We start from the raw sequence: 20,673 nt of genomic DNA, 5'->3' as shown, positions 1-20,673 counted from the left end.
TCACCGAGTAAACCTAACCTATCAATATAAGCCGGCCACGTCATGGGTATGAAGCACACGATGAGCAATAATTTATATTTCTTTGAATTAATGACAAAAAAAGACCAGCAGTGTTAACGGCTGGTCTTTAAAAGCTAGATAAATCTGGACGGATTATTTAATAAACGACGGTTGCCGCTATCTAGCGATTGTTACTCGACTTTAAGATTAGCTAACGAGCTTCTTATAATCTTTAAAGTTAACGTCGTAGGCTTTTTCGCCGTAGATATAAGTCTCGCTAACGGTTCTGTCGTCACCCAAGCTCATTAATACAAACAGTTTCTCTTCAAGCTTAGTGGTTTGTTCCATTCTAAAACGCATCAGCTGAGTGGCGTGTAGATCCAATACCACGAAATCCGCTTCTTTTCCGACTTCCAAGTTCCCAATCTTGTCTTCTAAATGCAGTGAACGTGCCCCGCCTAGTGTTGCTAAGAACAGCGACTTAGCCGGGTGCAGCTTCTTATGTTGTAGCTGCATGATTTTGTACGCTTCACTCATGGTTTGCAGGATTGAGAAGCTAGTACCAGCGCCTACGTCGGTACCCATACCGACACGAATGCCGTGATCTTCCATCTCAGGTAATCGAAACAAGCCCGAGCCTAAGAATAGGTTTGAGGTTGGGCAAAATGCGATGGCAGATTCAGTATCGGCAAGGCGTTTGCATTCACAATCAGAAAGGTGAATACCATGAGCAAATACCGAACGCTTGTGAAGCAATCCGTAATGGTCATACACATCTAGGTAACTGTTGCGCTCTGGGAACAACGATTTCACCCACTCGATCTCTTTCTCGTTTTCAGAAAGGTGAGTATGCATGTACACATCGGGATATTCTTCTAGCAGTTTACCGACAGTAGCAAGTTGCTCTGGTGTACTGGTTGGGGCAAAGCGAGGTGTCACGGCGTAAAGCAAACGTCTGCGGTTGTGCCATTTCTCAATCAGTTCCTTGGATTCAGCATAGCCTGATTCTGGTGTATCTGTGAGGTAATCGGGCGCATTGCGATCCATCAGTACCTTGCCCGCTATCATGCGTAGGTTACGCTTTTCGGCTTCTTCAAAGAATACATTCACTGACTCTTTGTGTACGGTGCCGAATACCAATGCTGTAGTCGTACCGTTGCTGGCCAGTTCGTCAAGAAATAGTTTGGCTACTTTTTGTGCGTAGACGGGGTTCTTGAAGCGCTTTTCTTCTGGAAAGGTGTAGTTTTCTAACCAATCAAGAAGCTGCTCACCATAAGATGCAATCATCCCTGTTTGAGGGTAGTGGATGTGCGTATCAATAAAGCCAGAGGTGATCAGCTTATCTTTGTATTCTTTTACTTCGAGTGTTTTTGGTTGGCGAGCCAATACTTCATTGGCATGCCCTAAATCGACGACATGGCCGTTCTCTATGACTAAAACACCGTCTTCAAAATAGTCGTAAGACTCATCGATACCGACATCTTTTGGATCGGCTACGCTATGTAAAATACTGGCGCGATAAGCTTTGCGTTGCGTTGTCATGTTTACTTCCTTTTAATGACTTCAGTGAGATCTTGTCCATTGAAGCTTTGCGACTTGTGTTAGGCGATCTTTTCTTCCAATGGTGGCTCACCTATATCGCTTGATTGACTGTGTTGAACGGTCAAATCTTGATTTCGATAGTGTTTGGTCGGGCGCTTTTGTTCAAGCGCTTGGCCTTGATAGTGTGCGATCAATTCACCTGCAACCGATACCGCAATTTCCGCAGGGTGTTTGCCATTCACGGTGCTAATGCCAATCGGGCAAAGCATAGTTTCTATCTGTTCCTGGCTGTAGCCACGCTGCTCTAAGCGGAAGTCGAATTTCTTACGCTTCGTAAGCGAACCAATCATGCCAAAGTAACGGCTATCTTCACGGTCAATAATCGCTTTGGTCAGGTCGAAATCGAGCTGGTGGTTGTGCGTCATCACAAGGTAATAGCTGTTCGGTGGCATGTGTTTCACTTCGCCAACCGGATCATCTGAGACAAGCTTTTTAACACCGTGTGGCAGCGTTTCAGGGAATACTTCTTCACGCTCATCAATCCAGGTCACGCGGAAGGGCAGGGTTGCGACAATGTGCAGCAGCGCTTTGGCAACATGGCCTGCGCCGAACAGCACAAGGTGGTTCTGCTGAGTGCCAATCGGTTCGAAGCTTAACGTTGCCACTCCGCCACAACATTGGCCTAAACGAGCGCCTAGGTTGAAGCGTTCCACTTTGAGCGATTTTTCGCTGGCAATCAGCATTTCGCGAGCCATTTTAGTGGCCACATGTTCAAGGTGACCACCACCAATCGTGGCTATGATTCGGTCACGAGTGACAAGCATTTTTGTGCCCGCATCGCGTGGAACAGACCCCCTGTCTTCGAGCACCGTCACCATTACACATGGCTCGTAGTTCTCTTCCAGTTTTGCCAGTTCGTGAATCCAATTATCCTTAAACATATGTCCTCCTAAATCCCTTTTATGCTTCCCAAGCTAAACGATCGATATGAGCCTTAAGCCGTTTCTGATTGAGCATCGACCGAAGTCGGAGCCGTTTCAGTGACTTCCTGAATCGCCATCAGAATACGTTCTGGCGTTGCAGGTGTGTTGAGCTTAGGAATCGCCCCATCGACGGCGACATAGCTAATGGCGTCTTTCAGTGCGCTCCATACCGACATACCCAACATGAAAGGCGGTTCACCCACGGCTTTCGAGTTGAAGACGGTGTCTTCTGGGTTGTTACGGTTTTCTAAAAGATGCGTTCTGAAATCAATTGGCATATCAGCAATCGCCGGGATCTTGTAACTCGCAGGACCATTGGTCATCAAGCGGCCTTGCTGGTTCCAAACCAACTCTTCCGTCGTTAACCAACCGACACCTTGCACAAAGCCACCTTCGACTTGGCCGATATCAATCGCAGGGTTCAGTGAAGCGCCCACATCATGCAGAATATCGACACGCAGAATCTTGTTTTCACCGGTTAGGGTATCGATGATAACTTCTGAGCAAGATGCTCCGTATGCGTAGTAGTAGAACGGGCGACCGCGCGCGTTCTCGTGATCGTAATAGATCTTCGGAGTGCGGTAGAAGCCAGTGCTCGACAGCGAGATTTGGTTAAACCAAGCCAGTTCAACAAACGAGTTGAAGGTCATGATCTCATCGCGGATTTGCACCATGCCGTTCTTAAATACCACTTCTTCAGGCCACACTTTGAAGTGCGAAGCCGCGAAGTCAATCAGACGCTGCTTAATGGTCATTGCGGCGTTTTGCGCGGCCTTACCGTTGAGGTCGGTGCCCGATGAGGCTGCGGTTGGTGATGTGTTCGGAACTTTGCCTGTGTTTGTAGCGGTGATCTGGATACGTTCGATATCGACTTGGAACTCCTGTGCAACGATTTGTGCCACTTTGATGTTCAAGCCTTGCCCCATTTCCGTACCACCGTGATTCAAATGAATACTGCCATCGGTGTAGATATGGATGAGCGCACCTGCTTGGTTCAAGAAAGTCGCAGTAAACGAGATGCCAAATTTCACTGGTGTGATCGCAAGGCCTTTCTTCAAAATAGGGCTTTGCTTGTTGAACTCGGCAATGTCTTTACGACGTGCGTGATAGTCACTGCTGCGTTCAAGCTGTTCAGTTATCTCAGGTAAAAAGTTGTCTTCAACGGTTTGGTAGTAATGGGTCACGTTACGGCCTTCTTCGCCGTAGTAGTTCGCCTTACGTACTTCCAAAGGATCTTTTTTCAGGTAACGCGCAATCTCGTCCATGATGTGTTCGATGGTCATCATGCCTTGCGGACCACCAAAGCCACGGTAAGCGGTATTCGATGCCGTGTTGGTTTTGCATCGATGACCGACCACAGTTGCATCACCTAAGTAATAGGCGTTGTCTGAGTGGAACATTGCTCGGTCGACGATAGAACTTGATAAATCTGGCGAGTAACCACAGTTACCTGCAACGGTAATGTCGGCACCTTGAATCATACCATTGTCGTCAAAACCGACCGTATATTGGTTGTAGAACGGGTGGCGTTTACCGGTTTGCTGCATGTCTTCATTGCGCAGCAAACGCATTTTGGTTGGTCGGCCTGTAAGGTGGGCAATAACCGCAGCCATACATGCTGGAGAGGCCGCTTGAGTCTCTTTACCACCGAAACCACCACCCATACGACGCATATCAATCACGACTTTGTGCATCGGCACGCCAATCACTTCCGCAACCAACTTTTGAACTTCGGTCGGGTTTTGAGTCGAGGTGTACACGATCATGCCGCCGTCTTCGGTTGGCATCACGCTACTGATTTGAGTTTCTAGGTAGAAGTGCTCTTGGCCGCCGATCTCTAGATCACCTGAGATCACATGTTTCGCTTTTGCCAGCGCGGCTTTCGAGTCACCACGTTGTTGAGTGTGGCTTTCTGTTACGAAGTGCTCTTTCTCTAGCGCTTCTTTTACATCAAGAATGGCGGGTAGCTCTTCGTATTCAATAATGGCTGCATGTGCGGCTTTGCGTGCCGTCTCTAAATCGTTGGCTGCCACGGCAATCACAGGTTGGCCGTAGTATTCTACTTTGCCATCAGCGAGCAGTGGGTCACCCGGTAGGATGGCACCGATATCTAGTTCACCCGGTACGTCCTTGGCTTGAATGGCAATCGCCACGCCTTCGAATTCGTAACACGGAGATAGGTCTATTTTGGTGATGTTGCCGTGCGCTTGCGTGCTCAGGCGTGCGTATACGTGCAGCTGATTCGGGAACTCTAGGCGATCATCAATGTACACCGCTTCGCCTGTGACTTGCTTGGCTGCACTGTCGTGTTTAACGCTTTTACCTACGCCAGTTTTTAGGTCTTGTTTTGCAATGGTAACCATCTCTTCGTGGGTCATCGCATTGCTCTTGTGACCAGAGGAATTTGATTTAGACATAAGACGTTACCCTTGTTTCGATTTGGTTGTTTTTGTTCTGTCGTTCAATGAAGTAACGGCGCAACATATTGGCCGCCGACAATGAACGGTATTCTTGGCTGGCACGGAAATCAGATAGCGGCTCAAAGTCGTTATACAGTTCCTGCATCGCTAACTTAATATTAGCGTCTGTCCACGGTTTACCTAATAACGTATTTTCACAACGCGCCGCGCGCTTAGGTGTTGCAGCCATACCACCGAAGGCGATACGAGCGTAAGAAACCTTGCCATCTTCGATTTGAATATCAAACGCACCACACACCGCAGAGATGTCATCGTCTAAACGTTTAGACAGTTTGTAAGCTCGAAAGCTGTCGTTGCTTGTTTTAGGAATGATGATCTGTTCAATGAACTCACTCTCTTTCTGCGCTGTCACTTTGTAGCTGATGAAGTAATCTTCAATCGGCATTGTGCGAGACTCGTCACCGCAACGAAGTTTGATCTTCGCGTTCAGGGCAATCAGCAGAGGAGGGGTGTCACCGATAGGTGAAGCATTGGCTACATTGCCGCCGATGGTGCCTTGGTTGCGTACTTGCAGTGAAGCAAAGCGATGCAACAGTTCACCAAAATCTGGGTAGTGCTTTTTCAGTAGTGAGTAAGAATCACTGATAGGCAGGTTGGCACCAATGATTAAATCGGTGTCGGTCTCTTCACATACCTTCATGTCTTCAACAAGGTTCACGCTGATCAGTGTTTCAATCTCGCGATGGAGTTGCGTCACTTCCAGTGCTAAATCCGTACCGCCAGCAACCAGCTTAGCGTTCGGATGCGCTTGAAAAAGCTTGGCCAGTTCATCGGTGCTTTTCGGGGAAAAAGCGGTGAGGTGACCAAGGCGTAAGTTGGCTTCGGTGTCTTGAATACTTTCTAGCTTCTTGATGGTGTTGCGTTCAAGCTCAGCAAATTGGTCGATCAAAGGCTGGTCTGTTGAAAGTGACATCGCAGCATCAACAATTGGTCGGTAGCCAGTACAGCGACATAAGTTACCCGCCAGTGATTCCATGACGTCTTCTTTACTTGCATCGGGTTTGTTCTTGCCTAGTGCAAACATCGACATGATGAAGCCCGGTGTGCAGTAACCACACTGTGAACCGTGAAAATCTACCACCGCCTTCTGTACTGGGTGCAAAGAGCGATCTCGGTTTTGTAGATCTTCTACTGTGATCAGTTGCTTGCCATGCAGCGCTGAAACGAAAGTTAGGCAAGAGTTCACCGAGCGGTATTGCAGCTGTCCATTAACCACTTCACCCAGAACTACCGTACATGCACCACAGTCACCCGACCCACAACCTTCTTTTGTACCCGTTTTATTAACTTTGGTACGAAGGTAGTTGAGCACTGTCATATTTGGCGACAGATTATCTTCACGTCTTATTTCCTGATTGAGCAAAAAAGTAATCAAGAGACCTCCTTGTAAATCGACATATTTCCATGTGTATTCTTTTTGACTTCTAGGTCAATAATTATCCATCCTGACCTAAGGGTCAACTATTTATTTACAAAAACGCAACAATATGGCGCTTTGGTGGATTGTGTACAATTTAATTTCTATTGTAGTGACTTGCTTTATATGGACTTGACTGGTTATTTAGAAGTTTTTTGGTGAAGGTTGGGTTTTGACTATGTATACAAATTAAGAGGAGTTTTTGTGATGTGAAGTATCGTTACTATTCAACTTTTCTGAAGTGTTGAGGTAATACAGAGCAAAATTTCCGGGCAAAGCTGCGTTGATTTTATAAGGTAAAAAGAGGGATTCAGGTATAAAGAAGAGAAGTGAACACAATTGGTTCACTTCTGTCGATTTATAAAAATTGTTGTTTAAAGGACTATGATTTCTTCTTAAGCAGATCGGAGAATACCACATGTAGATCACTAGAAGCTGTGCTGCTGTCTAGGTTGAGTTTAGAACGAATATGGCTTAGATGTTCTTGCATCAACTCGACGGCTTGTTGTTCGTTGCCTGACTCTATTGCATCCAGTAAGCCGGAGTGTTCGTCTAAAGAACAGTTTGAGTGGTTGCCCGTTTCGTATTGAGCGATCAGCAGTGAGGTTTGCGATACTAAACTGCGTTGGAAAGCCAGCAGTGGAGCGTTTTCGGCCATTTCAGCCAGTTTGATGTGGAACTCTCCAGACAAACGTAAGCCAGAGCCGTAATCACCTTGGTCGAAAGCACAGTTCTCTTTCGCGACCAATTTTCTGCACTCTTCGATTTGAGCTTTGGTCGCGTTTTTAACGGCTAGCTCGGTGATAGCAATTTCCATTACTTCACGTGCTTTAAATATCTGTTTGGCTTCGTCTACTGTTGGAGCCGCAATCACAGCTCCTCGGTTAGGGCGGATCACCACAACTTGCTCCAAAGAGAGTCGTAGTAAGGCACGACGGATAATAGTACGGCTAACGCCAAAGATTTCTGCGAGGGCTTCTTCGCTTAATTTGGTGGCTGGTGGCAGCCTTTGTTCTAGTATCGCGTCGAAGATATGGCAGTAAACAACATCGTCTTGAGTCTGGCCTGATACTTTTGTATTTATACCTTTGGAGACAGAGTTTTTGAGAGCTGTCATAGAGATAAGGGCCCTTGTTTAGTCGAGTAGGGTGGGTTGAGCATGATTCGTGAGTGTTACCTTACATTGTATACACTTATCTATACAATGCCACTGGCTGAAAGTGCGATGTACGCTTATTTGTTAACGACTTATAACATTCAGTTTCGTACAAATCGGTGCAATATTGAACTATGTACTTTTTAAAAAGTGAGTTTTGGTTTAAAGCTTAGTGCGCATCTGGTCGAAGCTAAGTGTGTATGTAATTAAAGCTAAATGCGCGTTCTGTTTAAAGCTATACTCGATTATCGCCGCAGCTGTATGCCACGATCTGACTGATTTCGCTCAGGCTACGACCTGACTGTTGCTGCCATTCGTTGAAGGCTTTACCCGCTGCCAGTTGTGCTCGCTTGGTGTTACGACCACTATCGACCACATCGGTACTGCGCAGATGCGCTTCAACGTCAGAAGATAAGATAAAAGTATCTTTACCCATTTGGCGCAGAGTGTAGGCTCCAGTATTAATGTCCTATAACCACAAAAAATATACTATTCTTATGATTGAGTGATTTAATAACTTTAAAATCAACGATATTGAGAAACATAGAATACTAGTATATATACTAATTAGATATACTGAAATTGCTATTGAGTTTTCTTTTTCAAGCGTCTCTGGACGTGTGGCTTCACCAATTTTCAATTGCTCTGCAACCTGTTTTTTGTTATTCCCGATGCAATAAGAACTACTCTAGACTCAATGAGCACGTGATCGATTGGTTTTCTGTCGTCCGACAAAAAAGCATGATCAAAAATGTGGAGACTTGACACACCAAAAGACAAATTGAGAAGCAATGTTTGATCATATGCGCGCTTCATTCGACCCTTGGAGTACATAGAGTGACAATAAAGATTGATCGCTTCCTAACAAGTTTTTGGACAAAACCAAGTTAGGCGAGATACCCAACTTGGTTGCTTCGGATAAATAATTGTAAGTAAGTTCTGCGTATAGTTAGCCTAACTCAAGATACGACTAAACCGTGAACGGAATGCTTTTTCACCACCTTCCATCTGATTACATATCAATTCTTTGACACTTTGTGTTTGCAGTGCCCCACAGATATTAGGCCTTAGACCATTTTTGTCATGAATCATGCTTATCACATACTCTGCATCACCATTGACAACAATAGGTGCGGAGTGAGAGACAATGATTAGTTGCCTTCTTTGCTTATTTGCAGCAATAGCTGGAATTACACTTTGGCTCAACATCATACAATCTAAGTCATCTTCTGGTTGATCCAACAACAGAGGGTCCGTACCGTAAGACAACAGGAATTGCAGCATACTAGCGGCTTTCTGTCCTGGTGACGCTGATTCAATGTCTTCCATCCTACTATTCAATGCTCGATAGCGAATGTGTATCCCATCATCTGGAAACCAACACATGAGATTATCAAGTGAGTCACCTGAGAGAGAAGCAATACGATTTCTATACGAACCATGAATATCGATTTGTTCAGTTAGAGTGCCATCAACAATTTTCAGATGACGCTCCTTCAGCGCCTCTAAGTATGCGTATTTTTGTTCAATCATACGATCGATTGGGGCATATGTTTGATGTTCAATGAACTGCTTTATAAAACCCGAGCCTGATTCTTGGTCATATATGCGTTCAGAGAAGGCTTGAATACCAGTAACCTCTTGATAGCTCTCTACTATTGATTTAGGTGGTGCATTTAAAGGCAAGACTTTGATTTCAAGACCATCTAAGTTCAAAGAGGCAATAAATTCTTTTCTCCTCTCTGTTAAGACCTTTCTATGCTCTTTTATTTCGGTAAGTATCTGTGTAATGTTCTGTTTTGCTTGAGTTATTTTTACATCTAAATTATTGTATTCTCGCAGCTCAACCGATAAATTCGTCTGCTGTTCGACTAAGCTGTCTAACTTATCCGGATCCAAGCCTTGAGCTCTCAAGGAGTTTGCCTCGCGATCCACATTTTCTTTTTCAGCAGCAATCAGGTCAGCTAGTTCTGTTATTTGAGCACTTCTATACAAAGCAGCATATTGTTGTCTGGCACTCTCTAACGCAGATCTGATGTTCCGATTACCTTGAGCTTGAATAACTTGGAATTGTTGTACCACTTTATGATACTGCTCTGAGTGGTCTGTAGGCTCTGTGTGTAACGTTTGTGCCGGCATCTTACTATCGATGTTATCTAGAAAAGCCATTTCAGAATCAAGAACTTCATGAATTAGAAAATGTTCTGACTCCAGTCGACTAAGATTTGTTTTTACTGTGTAGTAAGGGCTTTCACTCAACTTTTCTATTGAACGAGACACATCTGAAAGCTGTCCACTTAATGCTGAGCTAGTACTTTGTTTTGCTAGTAAATCCCTTAAATTAATCTGTTCATTTTTGAAGTTACGTTCAAGCTCTTCTTTCTTTTCCTTCCATTGACGCTTGTTTACAAATTTGCTTTCATCACATACTTTTAAAAAAGCATCGTTGTCAGATGCTAATTCAAATAGCATTTTTTGGCTGTATATTGAAATTCCAAATCGTTCAGTAGACCAATTCAAGTCTTCAACCAACTCTCCATCAATAATTGAATGAAGCGTCGTAGTATTGTCCGGTTTCCAAGTTAGTTTGAAGTCACTACCATCTTTACGATATATGCACTCTATCTCAGAGTCTTCACTCATACCTTTTCCAATAGACTTAAACCTTTCAAGAGTTTTATCTAATTTCGGAGAAAGTTCGTTAACCTTTCGCATTCCAAGACGAATACTTTCGATAATTGTAGACTTACCGCTACCACGAGAACCAATGATCGCATTGTAGAAAGGATTGAACTCTAACTCCGTAGGCTGGCCATCTTCAGAGCTACAAATTCTAGTTTTTAATTTTAGCTTTCTAAGTTGCAAACTTGGCTCTGAAGGAGGTGATGAGTCAAGCAGAACACAGTTCTTATGGTCTAGTAGTGCGCTTTTTAATCCATCAAAGTTTAACTCTGACATTTTTAACCAACAAGTGCGTAAGCCTGCATTGTCTGGGTGATGGGCATCAGAGCCTCTCAGTTTAGGTAAATCTTCGATCAAGCGCTTGTGGGTACCATCCGTTATATCGGTGAGATCAAAACGAATTTCTAAAGCATCTGGTTTTGCTTCAAAAGCATCTGTAAGTTCAGTTTGGTTAGTAACACTTAAAACACCTTTAGCTGCATCAATATGCGCCAGAACAGAAACCGCATTTTCATACTGTTTGATTGAGCTAACTATACTTGCAACTCCATCTCGAAGTACTAATTGATGATTAGGCTCTCTAGGAACAGGAGCATTTCCATTGCACTGTCCAATCAAACGCTCAATATCAGCGCCTGTACTTAGTTCATCAAAGATAGCTAAAACATGCACATTCCCTGTAGCCGTTAACTCTACACCAGGAAACAATGTGAGTGGCCTAAAACCGTCTAAGCCTCCACTATCAGCTTCGACTTTCATCTGAAGCAGTTCTGTTTTTAAGCTGTCAATTCGTGCCCCAGTGTTATGGTCACTGATTACTACAGCATCTACTTCCTGCCTCATGTAAGCAAACAACCAATCTCGATCGGATAGCGCAGAATCTTGATAATCATTTGAAGCAGGAGTGTGATTATGGAAATCGAATTTATACCACTTGGAACCTACAGACATTAAATGCCTCCCAAAAAGTTTATAAAACAGAGCGTTACAATACGCCATAGTCTACCTTCTAGGTTTTCACTAGGCTATGTCCATGTTTGCATTACAAAGAAATAATTTGAGTATCTAAGTAGGGATTGGGAGATGGGCTATTGATGTTGAATTGAGGTGGATCATGTAAAATCATACTCGTTTGTTCTGTGCTTCATTGCCAAAATAACTTTGCCGGTCATAAGCTCATCTAATGGTAGCTAAAGAACAACGAAACACGTTTAATGGGGCATTTCTGGGCTAGGGTTCGCCCCGTGAAGGTTCGGGGAAGAAGTGCGTTTCAGTTATTAAATGGGGAAGTGCTTTTCTTCATACTCTTCAACCATTGCCGCTAGCCTTTCTAGCTCTTCACCTTCAGGAGTGCTAGGTTCGGCCACATCAAACAGTGATTCAATCCGCTTCAACGCGGCCTTGTAATCACTTTCAGAGATTTCAAGGCCCAACTCATCCAATGTTACCTCGGCTAGATCATCACTATGCGCAGTATGGGGTGTCATCCCCTCCAGCAGTTCTTTTTCAGACAACCGTTTTTTGCTCATAGTACGCCTTTCCATTCAAAATGAGATTAGATTATTTATAGCATACTGAGTTATTCGTTATAGCGTAAGGGGGTTGTCCTGAAATGAAATGGGGCAAAAGTGTGCCAGCTCCTCAGTCAGCAAGGTTCTGGACATTTCTGAGTTACATTCCACAGCCGACTCCAACTTTTCTGGTTACTTCTCGTATTGCTATCATGTGGCTAGCCTATATGTAGCTGACCAAATTACCTTAGCGACTAAAGTCATGCATAGTTCAGTACAGTTTCTTAAAGTTCAAGAATTAACTTTCCTACCGTATTACCACTTTCTAAATCTCGATGAGCTTTTACGCCTTCTTCGAGTGAATAGATCTTGTGAGCTGGCATTTTAATCTTACGCTCTAAAAGCAAGCTCTCGATAGATTTTATCGCCGAGACATTGCCTTGTTTACTGTGGGTTCCTCCATTAAATAATTCAAGCTTAATCGACTTCATAAAGGCATTTTGTAGTGCTGTTTCTATATTGGGGGCTTGATTATTTTCAGCGAAGCCATACCAAATTAAATGTCCATTACTTGCAAGAAGGTCGATATCTCTTGCAATAGAATTACCGCCAGTAGCATTGAAAATAGCGTCTATTCCATCTGGATATTCGCATTTTATAATATTTTGGACACCTTCCTGTTTATAATTTAAAACATGATCTGCTCCCAATGAGTGTACATATTCTTTCTTTTTATCAGAGCCGACTAAAGCAATAACTTCATGGTCTTGAGCTTTAAGAAGTTGAACTAGAACGCTTCCCACGCTTCCTGCTCCAGCATGAACGAGAACTTTTCGCGCAGAGCTGCTCAAACGTTGGGTCAAGAGAATCGCAGTTCTTGCCGACATACTGATACTACTTGCTACTAGAGGTGAAAGTGACACAGGGACAGCTAGTTCCCATTCTAATGAGCTGGTAGTGTCGACAACAACGTACTCAGCGTAGGATTGACTGGCTGAAAATGTAACAAGTTGTCCTTTCTTATAACCACTGACTTTAGCCCCCATCTCTTCAATAATGCCTGACCCTTCCATCCCTAAAGTAAAAGGAGGGGTGGGTATGCCTGGGAAGGCACCTTTACGAAGGTACGTATCTGCTAAGTTAATGCCACTATAAGCGACTTTAATTAGTAGCTGACTTTCGCTTATTTGCGGTTTTTCAACTTGGTTTACGGTTAGCACTTCTGGGCTGCCAAATTTAGTTACTTGTAGAGCTCTCATTTTTTAGTATTCCTAAATAATTTTTAGTATGTTGACGGGGTAGCTAATTGTTTAGAAGCCATTGGGGTTATCGATGACATAAAGCCAACCGCCATCAGAATATTTCATTACTTCTAGAGCCATTCCTGTTTGTACACTAGGGATTTCCCAGTCGGAACGGATAAGTGCAGTGTCGCCATTGATATGAATAGACACGCCATGTGTGACCATTTCCACGTCACCTTGCATATAGCCTTTCAAGGTCTGTACGATAGCGTCTTTGCCTCTAGCGAGATTACCTTCAGCATCTAAGACGAATACGGCATCTTCATGGAATAATGTCGCGAGCCCAGTTGTATCTTTATTTGAAAAATACTTTGCAAATAATTGGTGTAATTCACTAGGTGTTTGCGGTTTTGTGTAATCTGTCGATCCATAAGATAAAAAAGAAAAAGCGCTTAAAGCAATCAACCATACAGCTTTCATAATGTTTCCTTCATTTAGTGTTCTGTAAAGATAGTGTGATAGTATTAGAGTTGGTTACTAAATGAAATTAGCTACCTAAAAGTAACTAGGTACCTACAGGTAACTTAGTAAGGTGCGCCAATTTTAGAAAATGCAATATGAACGTATAAAAGGAGTGGACTATGAGCCAGCAAGGTAAACACCCCGAGGGCTATTGTAGTGCGGACCGATACTTAATGTTGATCTCTACAAAGTGGACTGCGCATATTGTTTGGTTAGTCGGTCAGCATAAAGAAATACGGTTTGGGCAAATACAGAAGCAGCTAGCCTTGGTGTCTAGCAAAGTCCTCAGTGAGCGTTTAAAGCTGTTAACAGGAGAAGGTTTTGTTTGGAGAAGACAAGAACAGACGGTTCCTGTAACAGTTTATTACGGGTTGACGCCAAAAGGAGAAGAACTTGCAGAAATTGTCGATATTATCGTAAACAAATCTGACGACTGGGATAGGTGATCGCACTAGACAATGCAGGACAATGATTAGAACAAGTAAGTCAAATGAGGCTTAGATGAAATGTGTGTTCCTCGGTCTAAACAAACTTTAGGGCAGCTCTGAGTTAGTCACGATGGCTAGCTCGTGTGATCACCAAGCGATTCTGTCGTACCGTAATTATCAACCGATAAATGTCTAATGGCCTAGCCAATAGTGGTTGGCTGCGGAGAGACCACAATAAGAGACCTTCTATATGTGTTTGTCGTAAGCAATGTTTAATGACCGAAATGACAAAGCGAAGCAGATAACTTTGTTGTTCGAAAAGCATTGGCTACTCACGCAGCCAACAGGATGTAATTACCTATATTGATAGGCGGAAGTTAAGAGTGCGCTTTAACGTACTTTTTAACCTTTTTCATAGCCATTTGACGCTTAAGTGGTGAAAGATAGTCAATAAACAGGTTACCCGACAAATGATCTATTTCGTGCTGCATTACGATAGCTAGAAACTCATCACTTTCGATGGTCATTGGTTTACCTTCGCGATCTAAAGCAGACACAACAACTGAAGTAAAACGCTCTACGTCGGCATAATACTCAGGAACTGATAAACAACCTTCTTGACCCAATGTTTTATCCGAGCCGCTAACCACTTCAGGGTTAACCAAAACTAATGGTTCATCTCGACTTTCGGAAAGGTCAATAATAACAACGGCCTCTTTACGACCAACTTGAGTTGAAGCCAAACCAATACCATGGTCAGTCGCATATAACGTTTCCAACATGTCGTCTATTAATGTTTGTACCGTGGAGAGATCTTGCACCTTTTCCGCTTTGACCTTAAGCCTTGGATCTGGTGCAGTCAGAATTTCTAAAACTGCCATATTTTCCTTCTATTCTTGGAAGCTCATAACGCTTTCTATATGTCGACTGTCCGTATTTTATGGGCCAATAATGCCTTCTTTCTTTTTAACCTTCAACAATACAAACAGATATGACGGGGGTAAATAGCCTTTGCATATAACTTTGACAGCACATTGCTTCAGATAACCTTTCGTAGAGGAAAAGCTCATGAACAGGTTGTGAATGAGTAAAAGGTCTAGATTACAATGGGGCATTTTCGTGTTTCATACCCCGTCAGCACGCCTGTCAGCACGCCTCTGGACAGAAACGTGTCAGTGACTTAGCTAATTTAGCAGAAAATGGATTATTTAAAGTATAGGAAACCTCATCAGGTAAAAAGCAAGACGCGACCTTATTTGTTTCACGAACAGGAATGCAGCAAGCTATACCGAGAGTTCAGCGAGAAGCTTTATGCTAGGCGTTCAAGGAAGCCATGCTTCACGGGAATGACTATTGATGATGTAAAATCACACCGTTGATAACGTATTTTGAATTGCTATTAGCTTAGGACTTTTAGTGGTTGTTTTTTGCTGAGTCTACTTAATATTGTGACTCTGCAGCACTGTTCTATTGGCCCTTTTTGACTATAGAGAGCCTATATAAGTATTATGCAATCATGTTGTTATTCATTGGGCAGAGTAGTGAAAAGAGAAAATCAAACCTTTATATGTGCAGAACCATCGTGGGCGAATGCATGTGTGGGGGAGAACGGTAATCCGTCGTATGTTCAATACGCTATGGGATTTTCGCAAGCAGCGAATCTCCTTATAGATCAAGTTATCGAAGACGACATCAAGTACCCTGTAGACGATTTTATTTACCCAGTTTGCTTTAACATGAGGCATTCGGTAGAACTTCGTTTGAAAGGGGCAATAACTGAGTTGCAGAGACTTGAGAAGATTGCGGGAAAAAACCTCGATTTTGATCTTTCGGGCTCTCACGATATTGGTAGGATATGGGACTTTTTCAAGACTAAATCTGAGGAGTTTGATTCGCGCTATCGGGCAATCAACCAAAACATAGAACCAACTATTCTTGATATCGCAGATATAGATGCGACTGGTCAAACGTTTCGTTATCCAGTAAGTACAGAAAGTCAAAAGCACCTCGTTGAAGTTGGGTGCATCAACTTCGTAGTGTTAAAAGAGCGCTTTAACGCCCTAGAAGCGCATCTTGATACCTTGCTTGATTTGAATGATTTCTTAGTATTGGAATATGAACAAGGCTCTTTCACCTCAAGGTTATCAAGAGTCCAGTTATTTCAGTTGGCACGTGAGTTACCAGATTATAGTGAATGGCGAGAAGAACATTTTAAGGATATAAAAGATGCCTTAAAAAGGAGTTACGGCCTGTCCTCGAATAGAGCACTTAGTGATGCGCTCGACATCATTAAAGGTCACTACGAACTAGCACCCATGTTAGGGCTAAATGTTGAGTTGCATGGTATAAATCGAGAGGAGTTGTTTACATTCTTGACTTATTGGCACCAATATCATGAGGATGCTAAGGGGAAGACCTTGGCAGGTGCAACGATATCTTTCTCTGCTTCGATTGATTTGTTTGCTTACATTGAGAGAACAAGCAAAATCAAAGTAGATATTTTGGAAGATGCCTCTAAGTGGATAACAAAAGATAAGTTAGCTGGGTTTCAGGCTCTATTCTACTTTGCAAAGAGTTTTGGTTTTTCTGAACAATATACAGCTAAGTATGCTCACCATTTAGCCTCATTGTCAGTAGATAAACAGCCTAAGGACTTTGAAGAAGATTTTATGAATTTGCTGAGAAAGACAAACTGTTTCAGCAATATTCTTCAATCATTGTATTTCTTGAAGCATGATAAATTGGCGAAAAACCTAATAGAGCATTTCGATTGGAAAGGTGTCTTTAAATGGCAAGAAAGAGCTGAAACAAGAGATATGTTCAAGTTGCCAAACTACGGTCAATACGAAACAGACTAGCCACACATATCCAGAGATCTTTTACGAGCTTATGCAAAGGTCAGCATTCCAGTGACTTTGCCAAATTCGCTCATCCACTACAACCATTAGCGAACCTATAAATGAACATAAGTTTTAAGAACATAGCTTGGTCAGGAGTAATCATTTATGTTCTGGTCATGATTACTCTCCATCGTTATCCCAACATGCATGACAACCAAATATCTACTGGAGATTTTGCAAACATTCTCGTTGGGTTGGTAGCCATTGCAACACTTGGTTTTAGCATCTGGGACAGACATAGAGAGACAATAAAACATAACTCTTCCATCGCCCTAGAGTCATATGTCACTTCAATCGATGATCTAAAAATTAAACTTTCAGATTCAGAAGTAGACACAGATACTAGGTTTTTTCTTATCGATAACTGCCATAAAAACTTATTGCTATGTCAAAACGCTATTACTGAACAAGAACATAAACTGTTTGCGCAAGCTAAGTACGAGACCTTCAGAACCCACCTGCAACTGGCATATCATCACTTACAGGTCGAGGATTTTTTAACTGTCCCTAAAGAACTTAAAGAGCAATATAATCTGAGTTACTGGTCTACCAATTGGCTTGCATGTTCATACTTGCTAGTATCAAGTTGGCTGAAGTATGTAGTGCCCAAATCTCCGTTCTATCAAGACCATGGAATTGCTACTTATGGCAATTACCTATGTACAGAAGAAAGATACATATGTTCAATGCTTTCTATGCTGATAGCAGAGCCTTTATCTATTAAACCGACTTCAGAGCTTCTCAATCGATTCTTCCAATTTAGAAGAACATGCGAATTCGAGTTACTTCACTGTGATTTAGAAAACGCTTTCGAGAATTACCCTTCTCTAGCAGCACATCTAATGCTAAGCCATACGTGTTCAGCATATTCTTCCAAGAATAACAGTCATCCAAATCTGTCTATTGCTGTCTATGACAACGGTGAGAAAAAAGTTTGGTTTACTTTTAAGGGAACTAATGTGAAACACACATATGGCATCCCAAATAAACTAGCGAACTCAAAATATCTTAAAAAGAGATAAAGTGATGCATTCGATTAAATAACGTTTTACTTGGTTATTTAGATAAATTTAAGTAGGACAGACGCACATTCACAGAATGTAAACGATTGTTAGTCTGGCTTGTTTTGGGGTAGATCTGAGCTAGCTGGCACTTTTTAAGAAAAGTGCCACGAGTAAAATTTCGGGTCGATGAAACCTCTGGACAGGAATGCCTAACACGATCCCCTTGGTGAGAAAATATATGTTGAAACCTTAGGTATTGAGCTAATACATCTTAGCTGTCTAACATATCCCATTCATCACCTAACACCCAACGTAATGCTGACAATTTTCCATTAATCATGCCCCACTCAAAGTCGCTCCAAGGCCCTACATTGTCATAGGAGTCTTCAACACGTTTTGCAGACTTCATAGCACCTTTAAGGATATCCTCGTGAATGACATTATTGCCATATCGTTCAGTACCCTCAGGAACAACTTCGATTTCGCCATTTTCAATGCCCCAAATGCGATTCTGGTGCCTGTTATACCAAACTTTATCTACTAGCTCGTCCATCGCATCGAGGATTTCTCTTAGACCTCTGGTTTCCTCTGTGTAGTCATACTCAAATTCAATACCATCTAAAAAATCCTCGTCAATTTGATTAATTGCTGATGCTAGATTATTAAAATATAGAACATTCGTATCATTAAAAATATTACCAAAATCAGAATGTGGTTGACGGTGATCTTTTGCAGAAAAGTCATTGTGATTGTGGGTTATGAAAAAACAGCAAGCTGACTCATTATCTACACTCTGTGAGAACTCATAAAATTGTTCGATGATGACCGCATCTGCTACAGAGTTTTTACTAATGTGAAATGGTGCCCTTTTATCTAAGCCACGCTGAACTGCGGCTACTTTAGATCGTTCACTAATACTGATTTTTTTTGCTGATTCGATGAGCTTCTCAACCCTGTGAATGGTCACGTAGTTGGCATCAGTTAACAGTGGCAAACGCGCATTGATGTCATTTAATACGTCTATTGTTTCCGCTTGTTTATCGTCTGCAAATTCACTTACTACTGCTTTGACTTGTTTAAATTCTTGGGACAGCCTTTTGGCAGTTTTGTTTGCTACATCTTCCTTGTTCCTCTCGTACTCTTCGACAACTAGGTCGGTGAGCACAAGTGTAATCACACCCGATGTAACCAACTCTTCCAGTGCAGAAACCAAAGGAAGGTCATGCTTTTTTGTTGAAATGTCTAGAAGAACACAGGTATCAAGAAAAATATAAAACATAGCACCTCAAATATTATGAATTTTTGCTAATAAAGTATCGTGTTACACAACGAGATCACTGATCTCAATGTTTCCATAAATATTGTGTTTGGCTACGCGTAACTTTAGATGAGACAAGTTTTCATTTTTCCTTACCAGTTCCGTGATAGTAGATTTGTCAAATTCGCTCATACTGTAACCAAAAATGATAGATTCAAATGCCTCAAATGGTATTCGTTTGAGGTTGATTTTATGGCCGCTCTCAAGCACAGGGGAGAGTTCATCAGGTAATTCAACTCCAAAGTCTGGTTGTACTAATGGCCCTTTTTTCTTTTCACAAAACATAAGAGGGCATACAATTCGAGTTTCATTTTCAGAAGACCATTGTTTGGCTTTCGAATATAGCAGCCGTTCCGAGAATTCAATTACATCAATACCATTGCCATTAAGAGATTGCATAACTCCTAATGGATTACCTAAATCCGCAACATGGAAATTTTTTAACGGAGCACCATTCATTCTCATCATACCTTTATAATATGTAAGAGAGGCTCTTTTATCTGGAGTATAACTAACATCTTTCGGGGGAAATTGGTTGAAAAACGCATGATTCTCATTGAAAGTAACAGCTAGTCCCTTACCCTCACTAGCATAATGTGTCCACATAAGTTCAATTGTGTCAGACTTCGACAGGGATAAAACCCCTAACTGGCAGCTTAATGCCTCAACTAAAAATGAGTTAACTCTTTCAGCCGTTTGAGTCAGTTGCTCCCGATCATAATCTTCCATTGAGCTGAAGCCTTCTTGAGCTAGCATATGCGGGAAATGGTCTCCATATCGAGAGCCACACGGTTTTAGGAAGAGGTTTTCTAGTTCTTCATTTGATGGGACATAGGAAGGATCGGTTTGCATTTTATCATGTTCTTTTTTTGCCCATGCATAATCCGCTGGTGAAAACTCATTAAAATATGGCCATAATCTCGCCTCACTTCCTTTATCATTAAGGTACTTGGGCTGAGTCATGCGAAATAAACCGTTTGATATAAATTCTACTCTGGGTGACCAACTATTAGTTCTATCATCGAAATCCAAACCGTAATATTTTACAAGCATTTATACTCTCCAGTCGTGTAAGCCTACCTATGTAGCGCTGAGCCACCTTACACACATAATGCGCTATCTTTCATATGCTTGCAATTTACAATCGGTTCATCACTTGAATCAAAAATTCATGTATTAGAATGCAGTAAAGCTATTTAGTGCAATAGAAACCCAATACACACCTTCAGATAACCTCGTATAAGGCAAAGTCACACTAGTAGGTGACAAATGAGTATTTACTCTAAATGATTTTGGGGCAAAACCTTGCTAGTGATGATCACAAACTTCCCTCATGTCACCAGAATCGTTGTTGGACAGTTCCGAGTCAGTGGCTTTGCTAAATTAGCACTTAACGGATTACCAGTGGTATTACAAAACTCCAATCTAGTGGCCAAACTCCCTCATCCACAGCCCCCTCCAGTGGCCAGTTATCCTGGCCCTCAAT

15 protein-coding genes and 1 pseudogene are annotated in these 20,673 nt (G+C 42.3%); 3 read left to right on the top strand and 13 right to left on the bottom strand.

The annotated features are described in order from the left end of the window. Positions 1–207 precede the first annotated feature (207 nt). The 10 genes and pseudogenes from guaD to L8S15_RS13725 all read right to left on the bottom strand — a co-directional run bounded on the left by guaD (position 208) and on the right by L8S15_RS13725 (position 13,495). Positions 208–1,542 carry a guanine deaminase gene (gene guaD, locus L8S15_RS13770; RefSeq protein WP_010432757.1) on the bottom strand — a complete coding sequence of 445 codons (1,335 nt, stop codon included), beginning with the start codon at positions 1,540–1,542 and terminating at the stop codon, positions 208–210. A 59-nt stretch (positions 1,543–1,601) separates the two neighbouring features. Then, positions 1,602–2,483, bottom strand: a complete 882-nt coding sequence (xdhC, locus tag L8S15_RS13765) for a xanthine dehydrogenase accessory protein XdhC (RefSeq protein ID WP_016785518.1) — start codon at positions 2,481–2,483, stop codon at positions 1,602–1,604. A gap of 53 nt (positions 2,484–2,536) precedes the next feature. Further along, positions 2,537–4,942 (bottom strand): xanthine dehydrogenase molybdopterin binding subunit, encoded by a 2,406-nt coding sequence (gene xdhB / locus L8S15_RS13760; RefSeq protein WP_016790089.1) that lies wholly within the window; start codon positions 4,940–4,942, stop codon positions 2,537–2,539. Beyond that, complete coding sequence (xdhA, locus tag L8S15_RS13755; protein ID WP_022570952.1) at positions 4,935–6,380, bottom strand: xanthine dehydrogenase small subunit; 1,446 nt, start codon at positions 6,378–6,380, stop codon at positions 4,935–4,937. The genes xdhB and xdhA overlap by 8 nt, the downstream gene beginning before the upstream one ends. Before the next feature lie 424 nt (positions 6,381–6,804). After that, complete coding sequence (locus L8S15_RS13750) at positions 6,805–7,539, bottom strand: GntR family transcriptional regulator (RefSeq protein ID WP_016766964.1); 735 nt, start codon at positions 7,537–7,539, stop codon at positions 6,805–6,807. A gap of 274 nt (positions 7,540–7,813) precedes the next feature. Beyond that, positions 7,814–8,041, bottom strand: a pseudogene (locus tag L8S15_RS13745) (DNA-3-methyladenine glycosylase I); the annotation flags it as partial. Positions 8,042–8,532: 491 nt separating this feature from the next. Then, the gene (gene ppl / locus L8S15_RS13740) at positions 8,533–11,211 is read right to left on the bottom strand and encodes an anti-phage protein Ppl (RefSeq protein ID WP_280573641.1); all 2,679 of its coding nucleotides are present in this window, start codon (positions 11,209–11,211) and stop codon (positions 8,533–8,535) included. A 326-nt stretch (positions 11,212–11,537) separates the two neighbouring features. Then, a complete protein-coding gene (locus L8S15_RS13735; protein ID WP_016797332.1) occupies positions 11,538–11,789 on the bottom strand; it encodes a hypothetical protein in 252 nt (83 codons plus the stop codon). A gap of 266 nt (positions 11,790–12,055) precedes the next feature. Next, a complete protein-coding gene (locus L8S15_RS13730) occupies positions 12,056–13,030 on the bottom strand; it encodes a zinc-binding alcohol dehydrogenase family protein (RefSeq protein ID WP_280573638.1) in 975 nt (324 codons plus the stop codon). Positions 13,031–13,081: 51 nt separating this feature from the next. Beyond that, positions 13,082–13,495: a nuclear transport factor 2 family protein gene (locus L8S15_RS13725; protein WP_146493482.1), complete on the bottom strand. Its 414-nt coding sequence runs from the start codon at positions 13,493–13,495 to the stop codon at positions 13,082–13,084. A gap of 161 nt (positions 13,496–13,656) precedes the next feature. On the opposite strand from L8S15_RS13725, the gene L8S15_RS13720 reads away from it, so the two are divergent. Then, positions 13,657–13,983: a helix-turn-helix domain-containing protein gene (locus tag L8S15_RS13720; RefSeq protein ID WP_146493483.1), complete on the top strand. Its 327-nt coding sequence runs from the start codon at positions 13,657–13,659 to the stop codon at positions 13,981–13,983. Between the two features lie 359 nt (positions 13,984–14,342). Here the strand turns inward: L8S15_RS13720 and def are convergent, their stop codons facing one another. Next, positions 14,343–14,846: a peptide deformylase gene (gene def / locus L8S15_RS13715; protein WP_280573633.1), complete on the bottom strand. Its 504-nt coding sequence runs from the start codon at positions 14,844–14,846 to the stop codon at positions 14,343–14,345. A gap of 660 nt (positions 14,847–15,506) precedes the next feature. Between def and L8S15_RS13710 the strand changes: the two genes are divergently transcribed. Together L8S15_RS13710 and L8S15_RS13705 are read left to right on the top strand one after the other, a co-directional pair. Then, positions 15,507–16,823 carry a hypothetical protein gene (locus tag L8S15_RS13710; RefSeq protein ID WP_280573630.1) on the top strand — a complete coding sequence of 439 codons (1,317 nt, stop codon included), beginning with the start codon at positions 15,507–15,509 and terminating at the stop codon, positions 16,821–16,823. Between the two features lie 101 nt (positions 16,824–16,924). After that, positions 16,925–17,887 carry a hypothetical protein gene (locus tag L8S15_RS13705; protein WP_016789011.1) on the top strand — a complete coding sequence of 321 codons (963 nt, stop codon included), beginning with the start codon at positions 16,925–16,927 and terminating at the stop codon, positions 17,885–17,887. Positions 17,888–18,140: 253 nt separating this feature from the next. Here the strand turns inward: L8S15_RS13705 and L8S15_RS13700 are convergent, their stop codons facing one another. Continuing rightward, the gene (locus L8S15_RS13700; RefSeq protein WP_102308718.1) at positions 18,141–19,148 is read right to left on the bottom strand and encodes a PIN domain-containing protein; all 1,008 of its coding nucleotides are present in this window, start codon (positions 19,146–19,148) and stop codon (positions 18,141–18,143) included. Positions 19,149–19,190: 42 nt separating this feature from the next. Next, complete coding sequence (locus tag L8S15_RS13695) at positions 19,191–20,240, bottom strand: DUF2971 domain-containing protein (RefSeq protein ID WP_280573621.1); 1,050 nt, start codon at positions 20,238–20,240, stop codon at positions 19,191–19,193. Between the last annotated feature and the right edge of the window lie 433 nt (positions 20,241–20,673).

Source organism: Vibrio sp. S/42/10 (genome assembly GCF_029890535.1).
Classification (GTDB): Bacteria; Pseudomonadota; Gammaproteobacteria; order Enterobacterales; family Vibrionaceae; genus Vibrio; species Vibrio cyclitrophicus.
The sequence above is the reverse complement of the archived record's forward strand: the minus strand, read 5'-3'. Positions and strand labels throughout refer to the sequence as shown.

What these genes read in the sequence shown, in the direction of transcription:
- L8S15_RS13725 (WP_146493482.1), bottom strand. Translation starts at nt 13,495, where the DNA reads ATGAAAGCTGTATGGTTGATTGCTTTAAGCGCTTTTTCTTTTTTATCT.
- guaD (WP_010432757.1), bottom strand. Translation starts at nt 1,542, where the DNA reads ATGACAACGCAACGCAAAGCTTATCGCGCCAGTATTTTACATAGCGTA.
- xdhB (WP_016790089.1), bottom strand. Translation starts at nt 4,942, where the DNA reads ATGTCTAAATCAAATTCCTCTGGTCACAAGAGCAATGCGATGACCCAC.
- xdhC (WP_016785518.1), bottom strand. Translation starts at nt 2,483, where the DNA reads ATGTTTAAGGATAATTGGATTCACGAACTGGCAAAACTGGAAGAGAAC.
- L8S15_RS13695 (WP_280573621.1), bottom strand. Translation starts at nt 20,240, where the DNA reads ATGCTTGTAAAATATTACGGTTTGGATTTCGATGATAGAACTAATAGT.
- L8S15_RS13735 (WP_016797332.1), bottom strand. Translation starts at nt 11,789, where the DNA reads ATGAGCAAAAAACGGTTGTCTGAAAAAGAACTGCTGGAGGGGATGACA.
- L8S15_RS13720 (WP_146493483.1), top strand. Translation starts at nt 13,657, where the DNA reads ATGAGCCAGCAAGGTAAACACCCCGAGGGCTATTGTAGTGCGGACCGA.
- L8S15_RS13705 (WP_016789011.1), top strand. Translation starts at nt 16,925, where the DNA reads ATGAACATAAGTTTTAAGAACATAGCTTGGTCAGGAGTAATCATTTAT.
- L8S15_RS13750 (WP_016766964.1), bottom strand. Translation starts at nt 7,539, where the DNA reads ATGACAGCTCTCAAAAACTCTGTCTCCAAAGGTATAAATACAAAAGTA.
- ppl (WP_280573641.1), bottom strand. Translation starts at nt 11,211, where the DNA reads ATGTCTGTAGGTTCCAAGTGGTATAAATTCGATTTCCATAATCACACT.
- L8S15_RS13730 (WP_280573638.1), bottom strand. Translation starts at nt 13,030, where the DNA reads ATGAGAGCTCTACAAGTAACTAAATTTGGCAGCCCAGAAGTGCTAACC.
- L8S15_RS13700 (WP_102308718.1), bottom strand. Translation starts at nt 19,148, where the DNA reads ATGTTTTATATTTTTCTTGATACCTGTGTTCTTCTAGACATTTCAACA.
- def (WP_280573633.1), bottom strand. Translation starts at nt 14,846, where the DNA reads ATGGCAGTTTTAGAAATTCTGACTGCACCAGATCCAAGGCTTAAGGTC.